16 protein-coding genes are annotated in these 20,741 nt (G+C 73.5%); 11 read left to right on the top strand and 5 right to left on the bottom strand.

What is annotated here, in order from left to right:
* Positions 1-21: 21 nt before the first annotated feature.
* A complete protein-coding gene (locus tag HL189_RS18460) occupies positions 22-903 on the bottom strand; it encodes an alpha/beta fold hydrolase (RefSeq protein WP_369135184.1) in 882 nt (293 codons plus the stop codon).
* A gap of 134 nt (positions 904-1,037) precedes the next feature.
* The gene (locus HL189_RS18455; protein ID WP_369135183.1) at positions 1,038-1,850 is read right to left on the bottom strand and encodes a hypothetical protein; all 813 of its coding nucleotides are present in this window, start codon (positions 1,848-1,850) and stop codon (positions 1,038-1,040) included.
* A gap of 229 nt (positions 1,851-2,079) precedes the next feature.
* Here HL189_RS18455 and HL189_RS18450 point away from each other — a divergent pair, with 229 nt between their 5' ends.
* The 4 genes from HL189_RS18450 to HL189_RS18435 all read left to right on the top strand — a co-directional run bounded on the left by HL189_RS18450 (position 2,080) and on the right by HL189_RS18435 (position 5,596).
* Positions 2,080-2,712, top strand: a complete 633-nt coding sequence (locus tag HL189_RS18450) for a class I SAM-dependent methyltransferase (RefSeq protein ID WP_369135182.1) — start codon at positions 2,080-2,082, stop codon at positions 2,710-2,712.
* A 111-nt stretch (positions 2,713-2,823) separates the two neighbouring features.
* Positions 2,824-3,237, top strand: coding sequence for a hypothetical protein (locus tag HL189_RS18445; protein ID WP_369135181.1), 414 nt, complete (start codon positions 2,824-2,826; stop codon positions 3,235-3,237).
* Positions 3,238-3,451: 214 nt separating this feature from the next.
* Positions 3,452-3,730, top strand: a complete 279-nt coding sequence (locus HL189_RS18440) for a hypothetical protein (protein WP_369135180.1) — start codon at positions 3,452-3,454, stop codon at positions 3,728-3,730.
* A gap of 138 nt (positions 3,731-3,868) precedes the next feature.
* Positions 3,869-5,596, top strand: a complete 1,728-nt coding sequence (locus tag HL189_RS18435; protein WP_369135179.1) for a PHA/PHB synthase family protein — start codon at positions 3,869-3,871, stop codon at positions 5,594-5,596.
* Positions 5,597-5,627: 31 nt separating this feature from the next.
* Here HL189_RS18435 and HL189_RS18430 read toward each other — a convergent pair whose 3' ends face one another.
* On the bottom strand, positions 5,628-6,488 hold the full coding sequence (locus tag HL189_RS18430; protein ID WP_369135178.1) for an IclR family transcriptional regulator: 861 nt from the start codon (positions 6,486-6,488) through the stop codon (positions 5,628-5,630).
* Between the two features lie 227 nt (positions 6,489-6,715).
* Between HL189_RS18430 and HL189_RS18425 the strand changes: the two genes are divergently transcribed.
* On the top strand, positions 6,716-7,096 hold the full coding sequence (locus HL189_RS18425) for a helix-turn-helix domain-containing protein (RefSeq protein WP_369135177.1): 381 nt from the start codon (positions 6,716-6,718) through the stop codon (positions 7,094-7,096).
* A 70-nt stretch (positions 7,097-7,166) separates the two neighbouring features.
* On the opposite strand, the gene HL189_RS18420 is transcribed toward HL189_RS18425, so the two are convergent.
* Positions 7,167-8,366, bottom strand: coding sequence for a DUF3141 domain-containing protein (locus HL189_RS18420; protein WP_369135176.1), 1,200 nt, complete (start codon positions 8,364-8,366; stop codon positions 7,167-7,169).
* 201 nt (positions 8,367-8,567) lie between these two features.
* On the opposite strand from HL189_RS18420, the gene HL189_RS18415 reads away from it, so the two are divergent.
* Complete coding sequence (locus tag HL189_RS18415) at positions 8,568-8,963, top strand: CopG family transcriptional regulator (RefSeq protein WP_369135175.1); 396 nt, start codon at positions 8,568-8,570, stop codon at positions 8,961-8,963.
* A 104-nt stretch (positions 8,964-9,067) separates the two neighbouring features.
* Entirely contained in the window at positions 9,068-10,153 is a 1,086-nt protein-coding gene (locus HL189_RS18410) for a PHB depolymerase family esterase (protein ID WP_369135174.1), read from the top strand.
* Positions 10,154-10,201: 48 nt separating this feature from the next.
* Here HL189_RS18410 and HL189_RS18405 read toward each other — a convergent pair whose 3' ends face one another.
* Entirely contained in the window at positions 10,202-11,005 is an 804-nt protein-coding gene (locus HL189_RS18405) for an alpha/beta fold hydrolase (protein ID WP_369135173.1), read from the bottom strand.
* Between the two features lie 139 nt (positions 11,006-11,144).
* Between HL189_RS18405 and HL189_RS18400 the strand changes: the two genes are divergently transcribed.
* The 4 genes from HL189_RS18400 (at position 11,145) to HL189_RS18385 (ending at position 20,446) form a co-directional block, all read left to right on the top strand.
* Positions 11,145-11,789 (top strand): hypothetical protein, encoded by a 645-nt coding sequence (locus HL189_RS18400; RefSeq protein ID WP_369135172.1) that lies wholly within the window; start codon positions 11,145-11,147, stop codon positions 11,787-11,789.
* 323 nt (positions 11,790-12,112) lie between these two features.
* Positions 12,113-12,904 (top strand): 3-oxoacyl-ACP reductase FabG, encoded by a 792-nt coding sequence (gene fabG, locus HL189_RS18395; protein ID WP_369135171.1) that lies wholly within the window; start codon positions 12,113-12,115, stop codon positions 12,902-12,904.
* Between the two features lie 52 nt (positions 12,905-12,956).
* Positions 12,957-18,482: a carboxyl transferase domain-containing protein gene (locus HL189_RS18390; RefSeq protein WP_369135170.1), complete on the top strand. Its 5,526-nt coding sequence runs from the start codon at positions 12,957-12,959 to the stop codon at positions 18,480-18,482.
* A gap of 2 nt (positions 18,483-18,484) precedes the next feature.
* The gene (locus tag HL189_RS18385) at positions 18,485-20,446 is read left to right on the top strand and encodes a 3-oxoacyl-ACP synthase III family protein (RefSeq protein ID WP_369135169.1); all 1,962 of its coding nucleotides are present in this window, start codon (positions 18,485-18,487) and stop codon (positions 20,444-20,446) included.
* Positions 20,447-20,741 lie beyond the last annotated feature (295 nt).

Here is a 20,741-nt window from a genome sequence, read left to right as displayed (position 1 = left end):
GCCCCCGCGCGTGGCCGGCGGTCAGGCGCTCTCGGCGGTGCCGCTGCCCAGCTCCTCGCACACCGCGTCGCAGGCCGCCGCGACGGCCGCACCGAAGCGGGTGGGGGAGTGCAGGAAGACGTCGTGACCGCCGTCGAGCCGCACCACCGTCGCGGCCGGCAGCGCCCGGGCCAGCTTCCACTGCCGCCGGGGCGGCACGACCCGGTCCTGCCCGGTGATCACCACGGCCGTCGGTGCGTCGACCGAGCCGATCCACGTGTGCGAGCTGAACTCGGTCACGGCCTGCATGGCCGACAGGGCGTCCACGAGCGAGGTGCGCCGCATCTCGGCCAGTGCCCACCGGCGCTGCTCCGGGGCGCAGGTGTGGTCGAGCAGAGCGGCCCCGATGAGGTCGGCACCCATGACCCCGGTCAGCGGCATCCACCTCGCCGCCGTCACCAGCCCGGGCAGCAGCAGGGAGGCGGACTGCTCCCACGGCCCGCCCGAGACGTTCCGGGCGCTGGAGCAGAGGACGAGCCCCGCGACCAGGCGCGGGTGCCGGCGCCACATCAGCTGGGCGATGAGACCCCCCATGGAGTACCCCACCGGGATCACCTGCTCGATGCCCAGCTGCTCGGCGACCGCGGCCATGTCGTCCGCGCAGCCCTCGAGCCGGAAGTCCCCGCCCCGGAGCCCGGCGCCGTGTCCCCGCTGGTCCACCAGGAGGACCCGGTAGCGGCGACTCAAGGTCTGCACGATCCGCCCCCAGTTTAGCGCCGACGTGAGCGTGACGCCGTGGATCAGCAGCAGGGTCGGTGCGCCGGCCGGACCGGGGGCCTCCCAGACCGCCGTCCGTCCTCGTCCGGGCAGCTCGAGGACGCGCAGCGCTGCACCGGGCAGCGCCGTCGGGGCCGTGCGGACCACATGTACCTCCCAGGCGGGTGGCCCAGGCGGGTGGCGGGGCCCGGGTGTCTACCTACCGGACGACGCGCCCGCCAAACCACCCGCCGCGCCGGTGCACCCAGGAGGAGTCGTCGGACGAGCGGGACGGCGCCCGGTCACCCGGGGTTCTCGCCGGTCGTTGCCGGGCCCGCTCCCGGCGCCGCCGTCTTCCTCGGCGCCCTCTTCCGGGGTGCCGAGGAAGACGTCCTGGTGGTCGGCGTCCGTTCCTGCGCCGTCGCCTTCTTCTGCGCCGTCGCCGCCTTCGGGGCGGTCGTCTTCTTCTGGGTCGTCGTCTTCTCCTGCGCGGTCGTCTTCTTCTGCGCGGTCGCCTTCTTCTGCGCGGTTGCCTTCTGCGCGGTTGCCTTCTGCTGGGCCGGCGCCTTCTGGGCCGTTGCCCGCTGGGCGGTCGGTTCCTCCTGCGCCGGTTCCTTCTGCTGGGCGGCCGGCTTCTCCTGGGCCGTCGGCTTCTCCTGGGCCGTCGGCTTCTCCTGGGCCGTCGGCTTCTCCTGGGCCGTCGGCTTCCCCTGAACCGTCGGCTCATCCGAGGGCGTCGGCTCGTCCTGGGGTGTAGCCCTCTCCCGAGGCCGCACCTCCTCCGCCGGCGCCTCGAGCGCCGCCGGGGCGGCCCGGTCCGCCGCGCCGGTGGGCGCTGCGGGTCCGGTCGGCGGGGGCCGGTCCCCGGTGGAGCCGGGCGCCCGGGTGCCCAGGGCCATCAGTGCCCTCGCGAACTCCTGCTGATCGGCCAGCATCTGGGCGGCGAAGCCCAACGCCGCGTCGATCGCCGGTCGCACGTCCGCGGCCACGCGGTCCGGGCGGCCGGCGGCGTCCACCATCGAGCGGGTGGCCTCTTCCCAGGCCTGCACGGCGGTCTGGAACAGCAGGTGCCCCCGGCGGGTGAGCTCGGCGAACGGATCTGTCGCTTCGTCCATGGATCGTCCTTCGGGTCCGGCCCGGCGCGCGCGGCGCGCCTCCGACCGGGTCAGTCTCCGTCCCTGCGTGGCGCCTGCCGGGTTCCTTCCACCGGGTGGGAACGGTCCCCCGAGGACCCGGGGCCGGCCCGCCGCCGTTCCTCGTCGCGCAGGGCGGGGACCGTTCACCCGGCGCCCCCGGCGCGGGACCATGGACTCCTTGCCGAACCGCCCCCGTCGGGAGGTCGCCATGGCCGGAGCCGACCCGTCCGGCACCCCGCCCATCCCCGCATACGGGCGGGACGCCCTCCGCTACGACGAGCGCACCTCGGGGTTCGAGGCCTACCGCCGCCGGGCGATCGACCTCCTGCCCCTGCGTGCGGGCGACGTGGTGATCGACGTCGGGTGTGGCACGGGCCTGTGCTTCGAGCAGCTGGTCGGCCGGGTCGGCCGGACCGGGACGGTGGTCGGCGTGGACCCGGCGCCAGAGATGCTGGCCCTCGCCGGCGCGCGGGTGGCGGCCCGGGGGTGGTCCAACGTCGTGCTGGTCGGCTCGCCGACGGAGTGCGCGGAGCTGCCGACCGCGGACCACGTCCTCTTCTGCGCCGTGCACGACGTCCTGCAGTCCGCTGCGGCGCTCGACCACGTCCTCGCGCACCTGCGCGATGGCGGGGGTGTGGCCGCGACCGGCGGGAAGTGGGCCCCGCCGTGGGCGGTGGCGGTCAACGCGGTCGTGCTCGGGGTGCACGCCCCGTTCGTCCGGGACTTCAGCGGCTTCGAGCGGCCCTGGGCGCTGCTGGCCCAGCGGGTCCCGGGCCTGCAGGTGCGAGAGGTCGCGCTCGGTGGCGGCTACCTGGCGTGGGGGCGCGTGGACCGGGGCTGAGCTCCGGCTCCACCCGGCAGGAATCCTCGGCACCGACTTTCCGACCTCGGCCGCCGGTGCTTCACTCGGCGCGAGCGCCTTTGGCGGACAGGGCAAGGTGGGAGGGACGACGTGAGCGAGTCGGGCACCGGGCCGCAGAACCCTGCCGACCTCGCCGGTCAGATGCGAGCGGCGGTCGAGCGGATGATGGCGGGCTGGACAGCAGCTGCCGGCGGTTCCTTGCCGGGTCAGCCGCCGGGTCAGCCGCCGGGGACGCCGCCGGGGACGCCGCCGGGTCCGGGCTTCGTCCTGCCGACGATGCCGGCCACCATGTCGGGGCGGCAGATGGAGGCCGTCCTGGACGACCTGTCCGCCCGGCGTGCCCAGGTGCAGGCCCTGATCACCCAGCTCCAGGGCTTCGACGAGCAGCTCGCGACGCTGGAGACCAACCTCCGGCCGTTCCTGGCCTGGACCCGCAAGTGGGCCAGCGTGGAGACCGCCGTGGCCGACTTCTGGCGGCCTCTGACCGGAGGCCCCGAGAAGTAGGGTCAGCGCGGCCGGTGGACGGGCGGGAGGGGCCGCCCTTCTCACTGGCCGGAACGTCGTCCCGATGACGTGAGCGCGGTCGCGGTCCTGTGCGAATCTCCGTCCGGAAGGCTGACGAGGAGCGGAGGGCCGTCGCGCAGGTGGGCGACCGGCCCGACCGCGACCGACCCTCCGCGACCGCGGGGGCAGCAACAGGCGAGGAGAGGAGTTCCCCATGAGCACGAACGACCCGACCGGTGGCGTCGACCTGGAGGCGGCGACCCAGCGCGTCCGTGACCTGAGCGAACAGGTGGTCGCCCAGGCGAAGAAGAACGGGCTGACCTTCCTGGAGGGCTACGAGCGTGTCCTCAAGAACATGCTCGACCTCGAGGAACAGGCCGCCAAGGGCACTGGGCAGGACTGGGCGACGACGCTCGCCACGACGCACGCGAACTTCGTCCGGGAGACCTCCGAGGTGTTCCTCGGCGTCATGAAGGACCAGTTGAAGCGCTGACCCGCGCCGGCCGCCCGCCACGGGTCCCGTGGCGGGCGTGGCCGGCGGGCGGCCGACAGCGCCGGTCCGGTGCGGGGAGCTCCTTCCGACGAGTGGGAGGCTGGCCCGTCAGGCCGACACCTGGTACAGCATGTGCCCATGACGCAGGACGACCCCAGGACTGCCGGAGACGTCGGCGAGCGCGCGGCGAACGTGCTGGCTCCCGAGTCGAGCGTGTTCGAGGACCTCGATGCCGCCGGTTTCGGCGACGCGATCGCCAAGGTGGTCCGGGCGGGGCTCAGCAATCCGCTGGGGCCCGGGCTGGCAGCGATGCGGCTGGCCACGGACCTCGCCCGCATCCCGCTCGTCGCGGCTTCGGCCTGGCTGGGCCGCGAGGTCCCCTCACCGGTGCCGGTCGATCCCAAGGACCGGCGGTTCGCCGATCCGGCCTGGACGACCAACCCGATGTTCCAGAGCGTGCGGCTGAGCTACCTGGCGACCTGCCGCGCCGCGCGCGAGGTCGTCGCCAAGGCCGACCTGGACGCCGAGACGGAGCGCAAGGCGGCCGCGGCCATGGACCTGATGCTCGACGCGATCGCGCCGACGAACTTCCTGGTCACCAACCCCGCGGCGCTCAAGCGGGCGATGGACACCGCCGGGATGAGCCTGGTGCACGGCCTGCGCAACTTCGTCGACGACCTGGTCTACAACGAGGGCCGGCCGCGGCAGGTGGACACCAGCCCGTTCGAGGTGGGGCGGAACCTCGCGGCGACGCCGGCCAAGGTCGTCTACCGCAACGACCTCATGGAGCTGCTCCAGTACGAGCCCCAGACCGAGCAGGTGCACGCCAACCCGGTGCTGTGCAGCCCGCCCTGGATCAACAAGTACTACGTGATGGACCTCGCGCCCGGGCGCAGCTTCATCGAGTGGGCCGTGCAGCACGGCCGCACCGTCTTCGCGATCAGCTACAAGAACGCCACACGCGAGATGTCCGGCGTCAGGATGGACGACTACCTCCTCCACGGCCCGCAGGCGGCGCTGGACGTCATCCAGGAGATCACCGGAGCGGAGACGATCGACATCGTCGGTCTCTGCCTGGGCGGCGCGCTCACCGCGATCACCGATGCCTACCTGGTGCAGGCGGACGACAGCCGGATCGGCACGCTGACGCTGCTGAACACGATGCTGGACTACGCGGCTCCGGGAGCGCTGGGCATGTTCACCGACCGCGGCACGGTGGAGAAGCTGGAACGGAGGATGCAGCGCGAGGGCGGGCTCGAGGGCGCCACGATGGCCGGGACCTTCGACGTGCTGCGGGCCAACGACCTGATCTTCAACTACGTCGTCTCGAACTGGCTGATGGGTCAGGACCCGCCGGCCTTCGACATCCTCGCCTGGAACGCCGACAGCACCCGGATGCCCGCAGCGATGCACGCGTTCTACCTGCGCAACTTCTACGTGGACAACAAGCTCGCCGCCGGCACGCTGGAGATCGCCGGGAAGACGATCGACCTCAGTGCGATCAAGGCGCCGACCTACGTGGTCAGCGCGATCAACGACCACATCGTGCCGTGGGAGTCCTCGTACCGGACCACCGGCCTGGTCAGCGGACCGGTGCGGTTCGTCCTGTCCAGCGGCGGGCACATCGCCGGCATCGTCAACCCGCCCAGCCCCAAGGCCTGGTACCAGGTCCTGCCCACCGACGACGCCCTGCCCGCCGACCCGGGGGTCTGGCGGACGGCCGCCGAGCGGCGGAGCGGCTCGTGGTGGGAGGACTGGGCGAACTGGTCGGCGGACCACTCCGGTCCGCTGCAGGACCCGCCCGGCATGGGCAGCCAGCGGTACCCGGTGCTCGGCGACGGGCCCGGCACCTACGTGCGCACCTGACGGCCCGGCGCGCCCGGCCCGTCCGCGACCGTCAGCCGACGCCCTCCACGACGTCGGGGACGACCGGACCGGCCGCGGCGTCCGGGAGCGGGCCGGCCGGCAGCGGGTACATGCCGCCGACCGGGGCCGCCTGCACCCCGGCGCCGCCGGCGAGCTCCCGGGACAGGCTCCGGGCGGCGATGGTCAGGGCCGCCATCCCCGCCTGCAGTTCCCGTCCCAGGTCGGGCACCGTGAGCTCGAGGGCCGCGACCAGCTCGCCGCCGGCGCCGAACACCGGCACCGCGACGCCGCACGCGCCCGCCTCGAACTCGAAGGACGTGACCGCGACGCGGGTCAGCCGGACGACCGCCAGCGCCCGGCGGAGCCGGTCGGGAGCCGTGATCGTGTGCGGGGTGTAGGCGCGCAGGCCCCGCAGGATCGTGAGCTCCACCAGGCTGGGGGGCGCGAAGGCCAGCAGCGCGCGCCCGACCGCGGTGGGGTGCACGGGCAGGGTGGCGGCGGGCGTGAAGCTCGACACCGGTCGCGGCCCCGGCTGCTTCTCGATGTAACCGACCTCCAGGTCCTGGAGGACGCCCAGCCGCGCCCGGCAGCGGGTGACCTTGGCGAGGTCCTCCAGGACGGCCGGCGCGCGCTCGTGGAGCGCGGGGGGCCGGGGGTCGCCGGCACCGATCATGCGCAGCGGCAACCCGGCACGGTAGCGGCCGTCGGGGGCGCGCTCGAGCAGCCGCCGGGACGCCAGCTCGGACGTCAGCCGGTGCGCCGTCGAGATCGGCAACCCGGCCAGCTGGGCGATCTCGGTCAGGGTGTGCTCGCTGCCCTCGGTGAACGTGAGCAGGATCGAGGTGATCTTGTGGGTGACGGACCGACCGGCTTCCATGGAGTTGCCTGCCATCGCTGCCCTCCTGAGACCGGTCGAAGCGGGTCCACACCCTGTGACCGGGAACGGGCAGGAGCGAAACACGGCGGCTCCCGCGTCACCAGACGGACGCTCGCGGGAAAGGGTCCCGGGGCCGGACCGGAACCCGCCGGCCCACCGGACGGGTGAGGCCCGTGCCCACCGGCGCCGGGGCGCGGGGGTCGATCGGTGAGACTGTGCGCCGATCACCGGGAGGAACCGCGATGGCAACAGAGGACGACGACCCGCGCGTGCGACGGCTCGGCCAGTACATCCGCCTCCAGCGGCAGATGGCCGACCTGTCGCTGCGCGGCATGGCCGACCTGACGAAGGTGTCCAATGCCTACCTGAGCCAGATCGAGCGGGGTCTGCACCAACCGTCCCTGCGCGTGCTGCAGGCCATCGCCAAGGCGCTCGACATCCCGCCGGACACGCTGCTGGCCGAGGCCGGTCTGCTGTCGAAGCCGGCGGCCGACCCGGCCGCGGGACCCCGCAGTCGGACCGAGGAGGCCATCCGCAGCGATCCCGACCTCACGGCCGAGGAGCGGGACGCGCTGCTGCGGATCTACCGGAGCTTCGTGGAAGGACGTTCCCCGGGCGCGTGACCCGCCCGGGGGCCGCGGGCTGTGGCGCTCCTGCGCGCCACTCCAGCCCGCGGACCCCGGTCGCGGTCGGTCAGGTGCCGCTGCGGGCCCGGACGGCGGCCATGAGCACCGGCCAGTCCTGGGTCAGGGCCTGCCGGCCGGTGAAGAGGCCGAGGTGCCCGCCGGCCGACGTCCGCTGCACGACCTCCGCCGCGGGCGTGCTCACGGCGTCGGCCGCGGCGAACAGCTGGGCCGGCGGGGTGATGTGGTCGCGGGCCCCGGCCAGCAGGAACAGCGGGCTGGTGATGTTCCCGAGGTCGGCGCGCCGCCCGTCGACGACGAGGCGCCCGCTGATGAGCTCGTTGCGGTGGAACAGGTGCTCCACCAGCCACAGGTAGAACGCGCCGGGGATGTCCTGGGTGTACTTGAACCAGTCCTCGAACACGCGGTAGCGCTCGACGTGCTCCGGGTCGTGGAGGTTCTCCAGCAGCTTCAGCTGCCGGCCGAGCTCCGTCTGCGGCTGCATCATGATGAAGTTGGTCAGGACCGCCCGCCCGGACATGTTGCCGCCGTTGAGGGCGACGAGGCTCCGGTAGGGGGCCATGCCGAGCGCGCGGGTGAGGACGTGCGTCGACGCGGCGATGAGGGACTCCCCGGCGTGGAAGTCGATCGGCGCCCCGGCCAGGGTCAGCGTGTGCACCCGCTCGGGGTGCAGCGCCGCGTAGATCGCCGCGAGCCACCCGCCCTGGCAGTCGCCGACGAGGTTCGCCCGGCCGCCGGCACGGACCACCGCCCGGTCGATGACCTCGAGGTAGTCGGTGATCGTGACGTTGCGCGTCGCGGCGGTCGCCGGGCGCCACTCCAGGGCGTACAGCTGGGTGAGCCCGGCGTCGAGCAGGACGGCGAGCTGGCTCTGGCCCGGGGCGAAGTCGACGACGTGCGAGGAGTGACCGGCCTGCGGCGGCAGCACCACGGTGGGGACGACGTCGGCGGCGGCGTCGGCCGGGGAGAAGTCGTGCACGTGCGCGAACGGCGTGCTCAGCACCGTCCGGTGCGGCAGGTGCCAGCGCGGCGCCCGGCGGTCGGCCATCTGGGTCCACCACAGCGCGCCCCGTGCGGCGACCTCCAGCGGGTTCGCCAGCTGGGCGGCGCCGCCCCAGACGCTGCGCGACGCCCTGGTCAGCTCGGCCACGCTCGCGGTCGTGCTGCTGACCGCATGACGGGCCAGCAGGGCACCCGGTCGGGCGGTGGCCTCGGCTGCCGGTACGAGGTCCTCGGCGGTGGTCGACATTTGGCTCCTTCTGAGGTGCTGTGCGGCTCCGTCGCGTGACACGGCCGTCACGTGTTGTTGGTCCAAGTGTGACGTGTGAAACATCGGCACCTTCACCCCGGTCTGTGCACGAAATCCGACGCGATCTGCGCCGGGTGGGACGCGGGCCGGTTTGACCATCCCACGGGATGGTGGCAGGATGGTGGCAGCGGAAGGAGGACCGTGGCCGAGACGGACAAGAGCGAGAAGATCACCATCAACATCGGCCTGGTCGACCTGGGGCAGATCGACCTCCTCGTCGACGAGGGTTTCTACGCCAACCGGACGGACTTCATCCGGACGGCGATCCGGCGCCAGCTCGAGACCCGTGCCGCGGCCGTCGACGACACGGTCGCCCGGCGCACGTTGACCCTCGGGTCGCAGCACCTCAGCCGCCAGGACCTGGAGGGGCTGCGGGACGCCGGCCGGACCGTGCAACTGCGGGTCCTCGGGCTGGCCACCGTCGCCGACGACGTCACGCCCGAGCTCGCCCTGGCGACCATCTCCTCCGTCGAGGTCCTCGGCGCGTTCCGTGCTCCCCGGGCGGTCAAGGCCGCCCTCGCCTCCCGCACCACCTGACGTCCTGCGCCCAGCGCCGGCATCCCACGGCGCCGACCGACCGGTCGGTGCCGGTACTGACACCCCCGGAAGGGGATCCCATGGACCACGTCCCTGCCTCAGGCATGTCCGAAGCGCTCCGGCTCACCCGGGCCGGCCAGCTGAACGAGGCGTTCGCCGCGCTCCAGGCCTCCCTCGGCGGCTCCGCCGGGGAGCGCAAGACCGGGCCCCGGTCGTTCCCCGGTGGGCGCGGTGTGCTCGGCTCCGGCGGTCCGCTCCAGCAGCTCCGCGGCGCGCTGGCCACGCCCGCGGCCGGTCGGGCCGGTGCGCGGACGGACGAGGGCCGTGCCCGCGCGGCGGCCGCACCCGGCGGGGAGGTCCGGCACCTGAGCCACACGGAGCCGGCCGGCACGCGCCGGTACGACCTGTACGTCCCGACCGGCTACACCGGCGACGCCGTGCCGCTCGTCGTGATGCTGCACGGCGGCCAGCAGGACGCGGCGGACTGCGCGGCCGGCACCCGGATGAACGAGCTCGCCGAGCGGCACACCTTCCTGGTCGCGTACCCCGAGCAGTCCGCGGCCGCCAACAACGGCGGCTACTGGAACTGGTTCTCGCCGGCCGACCAGCAGGCCGGCCGTGGCGAGCCGTCGATCATCGCCGGCATCACCCGGCGGGTCATGGCCGACCACGCGGTCGACCCCGCCCGGGTGTTCGTCGCCGGCCTGTCCGCCGGCGGGGCGATGGCCGCGGTCATGGCCGCGACCCATCCGGACCTGTACGCCGCGGCCGGCGTCCACTCCGGGATCGCCTACGGCGCGGCGCACGACATGGGCTCCGCCTTCGCCGCCATGCGGTCCGGCGGTCGGCCGGCACCGGCCGGCCGGGTGCCGATGATCGTCTTCCACGGCGACCGGGACGGCACCGTGGCCCCGGTGAACCAGGAGCAGCTCGTGGCCGCCCAGCTGGCCGCGGCCGACGTCACCGTGTCGGACACGTCGCGCGTGGAGCGGGGGAGCGGGCGCGCCAGCACCCGGACGGTGCACACCGACGGGAACGGCGCGGTGCTCGTCGAGTCCTGGACCGTGCACGGGGGCGGGCACGCCTGGTTCGGCGGCAGCACGGCCGGTTCCTACACCGACCCCGCGGGCCCCGACGCCTCGGCGGAGATGGTCAGGTTCTTCCTGTCGGTCGCCGAGCAGTCGGCGTAGGCCCCCGGTCGTCGGAGGGGGCGGTCGGCGCCCCCTCCGACGGCGGCGTCAGGCTCCCGCGCGGAGCGGGGCGGCGCGCTCGACGGTCTGCTGCACCAGGTCCAGGATGGCGTCCGCGGCATCGGACTGGGGCGCGTGCCCAGCCACCGGCAGCAGCAGGAAGCGCGCCCCGGGGATCAACGCGAGGTAGCGCGGGGTCTGCCCGGCCCCCACGACGTCGAGGGCGCCCTGGGCGAGCATCACCGGGCAGTCCACGCGGTGCAGCCCGGTCGGGACGTCCTGCAGCACGGCCCACCACAGCATCGACCAGAACCCGCTGGAGTCCGCGAAGCCGCCGCGCATGGCGAGCGCCTCGGTCTCGCTGGCCTCCCACGGGCGGGCGCGCATGCCGGCGAGCAGGGCGGCGCGTCCGACCGGCGAGCCCGCGAGGGCCCCGAGCGCCGGTCGGAGCGTGCGGGTCATGGTGCGCGCGGTCGCCATCAGGAGGCCCTGGTGCAGGCGCTCGGACGGGAGGCCCAGGCCGGACGGCGACAGCGCCACGACCGAGCGGGCCCGCCGGCGGGCGGCGAGCTCGATGGCGATCCGGGCGCCCAGGGAGTTGCCGAGCACGTGGACGCGCTGGAGTCCGCGCTCCGTGAGGTCGGCCTCCACGGCGTCGGTGAGCGCTGCGACGGTGGGCGGCCCGCTGACCGCGGGCGACCCGCCGTGCCCGGGCAGGTCGAGGGACAGGACGTCGTAGCGCTCGGCCAGCCGGGGGAGGAGGGCGGAGAAGTCGTCCCGGGTTGAGCCGATGCCGTGGAGCAGCAGCAGTGGTTCGCCGCGGCCGGCGCGGTCGGACGCGAGGAGGGTCATGGTCAGGGCAGCGCCGACAGCCCGGGCGACCATCCTCATCGGCCGGGTGAGTCGTACCACTGCCCTTTCGATTGACATGTAGCGCGGTTGCTTGGCATAGTTATCACCGAACGGCCACCTACCACATCTGGAGCACACGATGACCTCCGCGACTGACTACACCGCCGCGACCCGCAACGCCAAGGACCTGCTCAGCACCACGCTGGACAGCTGGAAGAACGGCATGAGCACCGTCACCGACCAGTTCCGCACCCTGCCGACCGCCCCCAGCGTCCCGCAGCTGGACGTCGCGGACGCCGTCGAGCGGCAGTACTCCTTCATCAAGCAGATCGTGGACCTCAACCACCAGTACGCCCGTCAGCTGGCCGAGGTCGCCACCACCCTCTCCGACGTCACCCGCCAGCAGATCGAGTCGGTCAGCGGCGCCGTGCGCGACCAGTTCCAGAGCGTCTCCGACGTCGCCCGGACCGGCGTGGACACCGTGGAGAAGGCCGCCCGCGAGCAGGCCGAGCAGGCCGAGAAGGCCGCTCGCGACCAGGCCGAGCGGGCCGAGCAGGCCGCTCGCCGGCAGGCCGAGCAGGCCGAGCAGGCCGAGCGCCAGCAGGCCCGGGACGCGGCCAAGGCCGAGCGCCAGGAGCGCAAGGCGGCGCAGGACAAGGCCCGTGAGCAGTACCAGGCCCTCACCAAGGCGGAGCTCTCCGAGCTGGCCGCCCAGCGCGAGCTGCCCAAGACCGGCACCGTCGACGAGCTCGTCGAGCGACTGGTCGAGGCCGACACCAAGTAAGTCCGCGTGACCGTCGCCTGCGCGACGGTCCGCACCACCGTCCGCAGCAGCGCCCCCTCCCCGTCCGGGGAGGGGGCGCTGCTGCGTCGTCGGCGGTCGTCCTGGGACGCCGGTCGCGCCACGGACCGGCGGTGGCTGTCCGGGGCGACACGACGTCGTTGCGTGAGGATGTTCGGTCTCCCGTTGACGCTCCGCAGTCCGACCACGATGCTCGCCCTGCCCGGTGTCGGAACGGCCACCCGTGCCGCTCAGGCTCGACTCGGGGGGACACGGTGGTAACGCCGCGACGAGGGGACGCCATGACAGCGACGCAGGAACGCGCGATGAGGACCGGTGACAAGCTCCTCGGCCGGGTGGCCTTCGTGACGGGCGGGACCCGCGGGATAGGCGCGGCGATCGCCCGGAGCCTGGCCGCCCAGGGAGCCGACGTCGCGGTCGGCTACAGCGGCAACCAGGAGGCGGCCGAGGCGTTCGCCCGCGACTTCACCAGTGACTTCCCCGACCGCCAGGTGACGGTCCACCGGGGCGACATCGGGTCGGCGGACGACTGCCGGCGCACCATCGGTGAGGTCATCGAGCAGCAGGGCCGGCTGGACATCCTGGTGAACAACGCGGGCATCACCGCGGACCGCACGGTGCTGAAGATGACCGACGACGACTGGCGCCGGGTGATCGACGTCAACCTCTCCGGGGCGTTCTACCTGTCCCAGGCGGCGCTGGTGCACATGCTGGAGCGCGGCAGCGGACGGATCGTGATGATCTCCTCGATCATCGGCGAGACCGGCGGCATCGGGCAGGTCAACTACTCATCCGCCAAGTCCGGCTTGTTCGGGTTGACCAAGACCCTCGCCCTCGAGGCCGCGATGCAGCTGAAGCGCGCGGGCAAGACGGACGGCATCGGGATCACCGTCAACGCCGTGACCCCGGGCTTCATCGCGACCGAGATGCTCAGCTCCGTCCCGCAGAAGGTCCTCGACGGGATCCTGGCAAAGATCCCGCTGGGCCGGCTGGGGCAGCCCGAGGAGATCGCGCGGGTCGTGCACTTCCTCGCGGCCGACGCGTCGTCGTACATCACCGGCCAGACCTGGGGGGTCAACGGCGGGCTGGACATGTAGCAGGCGGCCGACGCCGCCGCCGTCAACGGGCCCACCGACAGGAGAGTGCTCGGTGTTCGATCGCATCGCCGTCATCAACCGGGGCGAGCCCGCCATGCGGCTCACGCGGGCCGTCCGGGAGCTCAACGCCGAGCACAGGCACGGGACGCGCGTCATCGCGCTGCACACCGAGGCCGAGCGCCGGGCGACGTTCGTCCGGGCGGCTGACGAGGCCGTGCTCCTGCGCGAGACCGGTGCGGGCAGCCCGTACCTCGACCACGAGGAGCTGGCCCGGGCGCTGCGCGCCAGCCGCGCCGACGCCGCGTGGGTCGGCTGGGGGTTCGTCGCGGAGGACCCGGCCTTCGCCGAGCTGTGCGCTTCCCTCGGCGTCGTCTTCGTCGGCCCTCCGCCGGAGGCGATGCGGCTGCTCGGGGCCAAGATCGAGGCGAAGGTGCTCGCCGAGCAGACCGGCGTGCCGGTGGCGGCGTGGAGCGGCGGCCCGGTGGCCGGCATCGAGGACGGCCGGCGGCACGCGGACACGATCGGCTATCCGCTGATCGTGAAGTCCCGCAGCGGCGGCGGCGGGCGCGGGATCCGCGTCGTGCGCTCCGCGGACGAGCTCGAGGACGCGCTGGCCCGCACGCAGGTCGAGGCGCAGCGCACCTTCGGCGACCCGGTCGTCTTCATGGAGCGGCTGGTCGAGGGCGGCCGGCACGTCGAGGTCCAGGTGATCGCCGACCAGCACGGCACGGTGTGGGCCCCCGGGGTGCGCGACTGCTCCGTCCAGCGGCGCAACCAGAAGGTGCTGGAGGAGTCCAGTTCCCCCGCTCTGAGCGACGAGCAGGACCGCCTGCTGCGCGAGTCGTCCATCGCGCTGGTGAAGGCCGCCGGGTACGTCGGGGCGGGCACCGTCGAGTTCCTGTACCAGCCCGAGGAGGAGCTCTTCACCTTCCTCGAGGTGAACACGCGGCTGCAGGTCGAGCACCCGGTGACCGAGGAGACCACCGGCCTGGACATCGTGAAGCTGCAGCTGCACGTGGCCGGCGGCGGCCGGCTCGAGGGTGAGCCGCCGCCGCGGTCCGGGCACGCGGTGGAGGCACGGCTCAACGCCGAGGACGCCGAGCAGGGCTTCGCCCCCGCGCCCGGCCGGGTCGAGCTGATGCGCCTGCCCACCGGGCCGGGGATCCGGGTCGACACCGGGATCGGCGTCGGCGACGTCATCCCGCCGCTCTACGACTCCATGATCGCCAAGATCATCGCCTGGGGACGCGACCGGCCCGAGGCGCTCGCCCGGCTGCGGTGCGCGCTGCGCGACACGACCGTCGTGCTGCGCGGCGGGGCCACGACCAAGTCCTTCCTGCTGGAGCTCCTCGACCGGCCGGAGGTGGTCGCCGGCACCGCGGACACCGGCTGGCTGGACCGCACCGGCACGCGGGGGGACGCCGAGCCCGCGGGCAACGCCTGGGTGGCGCTGGCCCAGGTGGCGATCGACGTCGCCGACGAGGAGGAGGCGCGCGAGCGGGCCGCCTTCCTCGCCTCGGCCCAGGGCGGGCGCCCGCGGGCCCCGCACGAGGTGGGGCGGACGGTGGAGCTGGGTTCCCGCGGGCAGGCCTACCGGCTGACCGTGGCGACGGTGGGGCGGGATCGCTACCGGGTGACGCTCGACGACCGGTACACCGACGTGGACGTGGACCGGCTCAGCCCGCTGGAGAGCCGGCTGACGGTGGGCGACGACCGGTTCTCGGTGGTGGCGGTCCAGGCGACCGGCTCATCCCTCGTCGAGGTCGACGGTGTGTCGCACCGGGTGTCCCGGGACGTCGGCGGCATCGTCCGTGCCCCGGCCCCCGCGGTGGTCGTGGCGGTGCGCGCGGAGGTCGGCCAGGAGGTCGAGGCCGGCCAGACGATCGTCGTCCTGGAGAGCATGAAGATGGAGACGGCGGTGCGGGCGCCGTTCGCCGGCCGGGTGCGCGAGGTGCGCGTCGCGGCCAACGCCCAGGTCGACGCCGGTGCCCCCCTCCTGACGATCGACCGGGCCGGCGACGACGCCGAGGAGGCGTCCGGCGAGCGGGTCACCCTGCCGGAGAGCCCGGACGCGGCCGCACCGGATGCCCGGGCCCGCGCCCTGGCGACGCTCGCGGCACTGCAGGCGCTGATCACCGGCTACGACATCGGCGCCGGGCACGTCGCCGACCTGGTGCGGGAGTACGCCGGTGCCCGCGCGGACCTCCCTCCGGACGACCCGGAGCTGCTGCGCGCGGAGCTCGCCGTCCTCACCACGTTCGCCGACCTCGCCGAGCTGTCGCGCAACCGCCCGGCCGTCGCCGAGGAGGAGGAGGACCAGCAGGTCCACAGCCCGCGCGAGTACTTCCACACCTACCTGCACTCGCTGGACGCGGACCGGGAGGGGCTCCCGGCCAGCTTCCGGGACCGGCTGCGCCGGGTCCTCGCGCACTACGGGGTCGACGACGACCGGGACGCCGGCCCGGCCCTCGAGGCGGCCGTGTACCGGGTCTTCCTCGCCCAGCAGCGGGTCACCGGGCAGCTGCCCGCCGTGCTGGCCCTGCTGGACCGGTGGCTGGTCGCCGACCCGCCGTCGGGGGAGGAGCGGTCGGAGGTCGCGGAGGTGCTCGACCGGCTCGTGGTCGCGACCCAGCTGCGCTACCCGTCGGTGGGCGACCTCGCCCGCGCCGTCCGGTACCGCTCCTTCGAGGAGCCGGTGGTCCGCCGGGCGCGGCAGGAGGTCATCGACGAGGCGGGGCGGCTGCTGGACGAGCTCGACGACGCCCGGAGCCGAGGGGAGTCCGGGGACGACCTGACCCGGATCGAGGCGCTGGTCGCCAGCCCGGAGCCGTTGATCCGGCTCCTGGCCCAGCGCTTCGACCGGCCGACCAGCAGGCCGGACCCGGTCGTGGAGGTCCTCACCCGGCGCTACTACCGCAGCCGGGCGCTGCAGGACGTCCGGTCCTTCCTGCTCGACGGCCAGTCGGCCGTCTCCGCGGACTACGAGTTGAACGGCGTGCAGCTGCACGTGCTCGCCCTGATGGTCGGCAGCGACGGCCTGCCCGCCGCCCTCTCCGCGCTGGCCGCCCGGGCCGCGGAGTCAGGGGACCCCGGGCACCTGATCCTGGACCTCTACCTCTCCTGGCCCGACCGGCCGGCCGATGACGACGCCATGGCCGCCCGGCTGCAGGAGCAGCTCGCGGCCGTGCCGGGGCTGCAGACGGTGCGCCGGGTGACCGTGACCGTCTGCACGCCCGACGGCGACGTGGACGCGGTGACGTTCCGGCCCTCGCCGGACGGCCTGGCCGAGGAGCGGATCATCCGCGGCCTGCACCCGCTGACGGCCCAGCGGCTCGACCTGTGGCGGCTCAAGGAGTTCGAGGGCCGGCGACTGCCCTCGGCCGAGGACACCTACCTGCTGCACGTCGTCGCCAAGGACAACCCGAACGACGAGCGGCTGATCGCCATGGCCGAGGTGCGCGACCTGACGCCGCTCCGCGACGAGACCGGCGAGATCGTCGGGTTCCCGACCGTCGAGCGGCTGCTGACCGCCTGCCTCGACGGCCTGCGCCGGGCGCAGTCGCAGCGGCGGTCGCGGCGGCCGTTGATGCACAACCGGGTGCACCTCTACGCCTGGCCGTCGATCGAGGTGCCGCTGTCGCAGGTCGCGGCCTTCGCCCGGACCTCCGCGCCGTTGACGGTCGGGGCCGGTCTCGACCAGATCGTCCTGCTGGCGCGGCTGAAGGAGGACGACGGTGCCCCTCGTGACGTGGCGCTGCGGTTCTCCTTCCGGCCGGGGGCGGGCGTGCGGATGGAGGTGACCGACCGGCCGACCGAGCCGCTACGGCCCCTGGACGACTACGCCGACAAGGTGCTGAGCTCCCGCGCCCGCGGCACCGTCTACCCGTACGAGCTCGCGCCGCTGCTGGCCGGCCCCGACGGCACCTTCGTGGAGTACGACCTCGACGAGCAGGGCCGCCTCGTGCCGGTGGAACGGCCGCCCGGGCGCAACCGGGCCGGCCTCGTGGTGGGCGTGGTCAGCACGCCCAGCCAGCGCCATCCCGAGGGCATGACCCGGGTGGTCCTGTTCGGTGACCCGACCAAGGCACTGGGCACCGTCGCCGAACCCGAGTGCGCGCGGGTCGTCGCCGCCGTGGACCTCGCCGAGGAGCTCGGCGTCCCGGTCGAGTGGTTCGCGCTGTCCTCCGGTGCCCGCATCTCGATGGACAGCGGCACCGAGAACATGGACTGGGTCGCCCGCGCCCTGCGCCGGATCATCACGTTCACCCAGGACGGCGGCGAGATCAACGTCGTCGTCGCCGGGATCAACGTCGGGGCGCAGCCGTACTGGAACGCCGAGGCCACGATGCTCATGCACACCAAGGGCATCCTGGTGATGACGCCGGACAGCGCGATGGTGCTCACCGGCAAGCACTCCCTGGACTACTCCGGCGGGGTGTCGGCCGAGGACAACTTCGGGATCGGCGGCTACGACCGGGTGATGGGCCCGAACGGTCAGGCGCAGTACTGGGCGCCCGACCTCGCGGCCGCCACCGACCTGCTGCTGCGGCACTACGACCACACCTACGTCGTGCCCGGGGAGCGCTGGCCCCGGCCCGCCGACACCGAGGACCCCCGGGACCGGGACGTCCGGTCGCATCCGCACAGTCACCCGTCGAGCGACTTCACCACCGTCGGGGACATCTTCTCGGCGACCGCCAACCCCGAGCGGAAGAAGCCGTTCGACATCCGCACGGTCCTGCACGCGGTCAGCGACCAGGACCACCCCGTCCTCGAGCGGTGGGCCGGCATGGCCGACGCCGACACCTCGGTCGTGCTGGACGCGCACCTGGGCGGCCACCCGGTCGAGATGATCGGGATCGAGTCCCGGCCGATCCCGCGCCGCGGCAGGTACCCCGCCGACGGCCCCGACCAGTGGACGGCCGGGACGTTGTTCCCCCACTCGTCGCGGAAGACCGCCCGGGCCATCAACGCGGCCAGCGGCAACCGGCCGCTGGTCGTGCTGGCCAACCTCTCCGGCTTCGACGGGTCACCGGAGTCCTTGCGCAAGCTCCAGCTGGAGTACGGCGCGGAGATCGGCCGGGCGATCACCAACTTCGACGGCCCGATCGTCTTCTGCGTCGTCTCCCGCTACCACGGCGGGGCCTTCGTCGTCTTCGCCGGCGTCCTGAACGACAACATGGAGGTGCTGGCGGTCGAGGGCTCCTACGCCTCGGTGCTCGGCGGTGCCCCCGCCGCCGCCGTCGTCTTCACCCGCGAGGTCGACAAGCGCACCGCCGCCGACAGCCGGGTGCGCGAGCTGCAGGCCGCGGTGGACGCCGCCGAGGGCCTGGAGCAGGCCCGGCTGGGAGCCGAGCTCGCCACCCTGCGCGCCAGCGTGCGATCGGAGAAGCTGGGCGAGGTGGCTGCGGAGTTCGAGGCCGTGCACGACATCGAGCGGGCCCGTCGGGTCGGCTCGGTGCACGACATCGTCCCCGCTGCCGAGCTCCGCCCGCGGCTGATCGCCGCCGTCGAGCGGGGGATGGAACGGGCAGCCCGACCAGGGACTGCCGCCACGTCGGGCCCTCAGAGAGGCTGATCATGAACGCCTTCGTCCTCAACCGGCACGGTCGCCCGGTGTTCCCCTCGAGCATCATGCCGCAGCTGGACTTCTCGACCATGACCTCGCTGGAGCAGCTCGACAACGTCATCCGCCGCGACTTCGAGACCAAGGCGCCCAGCGGCACCGACATCCTGGACAAGGTCCGGATCGGCGCCTACGAGGACCGCTACGCCCTGATGCGGGACGTGGCGCTCAACCTGTTCTGGGCCAACCGGTTCTCGATCACCATGTACGACAAGCGGCCGACCCGCTGGGGCGACCTGCCACGCACCCGCACCGACGTCTTCCTGCCGGTGCTGCAGCCCTGGGAGGACGGCGCGACGAAGGTGGCCGCGGTCGAGTCGGCCTACCCGGCGCTGCCGCCCAAGTGGGACGCGGAGGTCGAGGACCGGATCTTCGGCATCCTGTTCGACGTCTTCGGCAACCGGAAGAACCACGCGACGACCCTCCCGGCGGTCAAGCCGACGGTGGCCGAGTTCCTGCAGGACCCGGACAACCTCACGTTCCGCCTGCCGAGCTACGACCCGGACTACCCGGTCTTCGACTACGACGACATCCTCGACTGCTGGGAGGACGTGCCGGAGCTCGAGGCGCTGCACCGCTGGGCGATGGTGCTGCACAACCAGTACCCGTGGGACCGGGCCGGCGTGGAGCTCACCCGGGCCGACCAGCTGTCGGACGACGACTACGTCGTCGCCTTCCACCCCCGGGACAAGGGGGTCGCCGACTTCCTGCGCCGGCTGAGCGCCGGGGCGACGAAGCGGCCGGCACCCCGGGCCCGGGAGTCGCGGCAGCCGGTGCGGCCCTACCCGGCGGTCGACGTCCGCAGCCAGTTCACCGTGATGCCGAAGCTGGAGGCGCTGGTCGCGATCCACGGGGACCAGCCGTTCACCAACGACGACGTCGTCCGGAACTCCTCCTACAACTGGTCCCCGATGAGCGCCGACGAGATCCAGGAGAAGACCGGGGTCGAGGAGCGGCGCTACACCTCGCTGAGCCTGGAGGAGCTGGCGCTGCAGGCGGCCGAGGCGGCGTTGGAGAAGGCGCAGCGCGGCCCCGAGGAGATCGGCGGCGTGGTGGTGTGCACCTGCACCACCTCCCGGCTGCTCCCGTCGCTGGCCACCTACATCTGCGGTCAGCTGGGCATCTACCAGACCCACGCCGCCTTCGACCTCATCGCGGCCTGCGCCGGGATGCCCTACGGGCTGTCCGACGCCGTCCGGATCCTGCAGGAGGTGCAGCGGCCGGTCCTGGTGGTGTGCGCGGAGAAGTTCTCCGACAAGGTCGGCAACGTCCGCCCGTCGCGCATGCTCTTCGCCGACGGCGCGGCGGCGATGGTGGTGGGGGTGGCGCCCGAGGGGGAGGAGCCGGACCTCGACTACCTGCAGACCTACGCCAGCGGCCCGGCCAGCGAGGTGAACTCGATCATCTGGCCCAACCCCGACTTCGACAACAACGTCACCGTGTTCGGTCCGCAGGTGAAGAACCTGGCCGGCCGCTACCTGACCCAGATGATCGAGGAGATCGGCGCGCTGCCCGACCCCCGCGGCCAGGCCGGCTCCTTGCTGGAGACCATCGACCTGATCGTCCCGCACCAGGCCAACAAGACGATGGTGCTCCAGCTGGCCGAGCGTGCCGGGCTGGGCGCGGACCAGCTGTACTTCAACATCGAGAGGGTGGGCAACGCGTCGGCGGCGAGCATCCCCCTCGCGATCCACGACGCCGTGCGGGACGGCGTCATCACCCAGCCGACCCGGATCTTCGCGCCCGGGTTCGGCGCGGGAGCCGTGGCCGGCTACGCCGTGATGCGGATCGATCCGGCGGTGGTCGAGGTGCGCGAGCCTGCCGCGCGCGAGGTCGGGACGGCCGAGTCCATCGCCCCGGAGGAAGCGGCGAGCCCGCGCCGGGCCTCGGACGCCATCCAGGAGGCGTTCGGCTGACAGCCGGCGTCCCCCTCCAAGGCGATCATGGCGCCGGGGGGCCGGCACGCCGGCACCGCGCGGCGTGCCGGTTCCCCCGGTCCATGATCGCCGCGGAGGTTGCGGGCAGGGGTCAGGCGTTGTGCGGTGGGCCGAGGTCCAGCCTGCCGTAGCTTGCTGCCTCTCGGGGTCAGGTGTTCGTACCGGCGGGGAAGTGCTTGGTGACCAGCTCGCGGATCGCGGCCAGCATCCGGGCGCCGGACTCGCGCGCCTCGGCGTCCCAGCCGAAGACGCAGGTGGTCAGCACGCCGTCGAA

Origin of the sequence: Modestobacter sp. I12A-02662, from assembly GCF_041028325.1 — a bacterium.
Lineage (GTDB): Bacteria > Actinomycetota > Actinomycetes > Mycobacteriales > Geodermatophilaceae > Modestobacter.
The sequence above is the reverse complement of the archived record's forward strand: the minus strand, read 5'-3'. Positions and strand labels throughout refer to the sequence as shown.

Coding starts and splice junctions, on each gene's coding strand:
- HL189_RS18455 (WP_369135183.1), bottom strand. CDS start 1,850: ATGGACGAAGCGACAGATCCGTTCGCCGAGCTCACCCGCCGGGGGCAC.
- HL189_RS18450 (WP_369135182.1), top strand. CDS start 2,080: ATGGCCGGAGCCGACCCGTCCGGCACCCCGCCCATCCCCGCATACGGG.
- HL189_RS18440 (WP_369135180.1), top strand. CDS start 3,452: ATGAGCACGAACGACCCGACCGGTGGCGTCGACCTGGAGGCGGCGACC.
- HL189_RS18435 (WP_369135179.1), top strand. CDS start 3,869: ATGACGCAGGACGACCCCAGGACTGCCGGAGACGTCGGCGAGCGCGCG.
- HL189_RS18430 (WP_369135178.1), bottom strand. CDS start 6,488: ATGGCAGGCAACTCCATGGAAGCCGGTCGGTCCGTCACCCACAAGATC.
- HL189_RS18425 (WP_369135177.1), top strand. CDS start 6,716: ATGGCAACAGAGGACGACGACCCGCGCGTGCGACGGCTCGGCCAGTAC.
- HL189_RS18420 (WP_369135176.1), bottom strand. CDS start 8,366: ATGTCGACCACCGCCGAGGACCTCGTACCGGCAGCCGAGGCCACCGCC.
- HL189_RS18410 (WP_369135174.1), top strand. CDS start 9,068: ATGTCCGAAGCGCTCCGGCTCACCCGGGCCGGCCAGCTGAACGAGGCG.
- HL189_RS18405 (WP_369135173.1), bottom strand. CDS start 11,005: ATGACCCTCCTCGCGTCCGACCGCGCCGGCCGCGGCGAACCACTGCTG.
- HL189_RS18400 (WP_369135172.1), top strand. CDS start 11,145: ATGACCTCCGCGACTGACTACACCGCCGCGACCCGCAACGCCAAGGAC.
- fabG (WP_369135171.1), top strand. CDS start 12,113: ATGAGGACCGGTGACAAGCTCCTCGGCCGGGTGGCCTTCGTGACGGGC.
- HL189_RS18385 (WP_369135169.1), top strand. CDS start 18,485: ATGAACGCCTTCGTCCTCAACCGGCACGGTCGCCCGGTGTTCCCCTCG.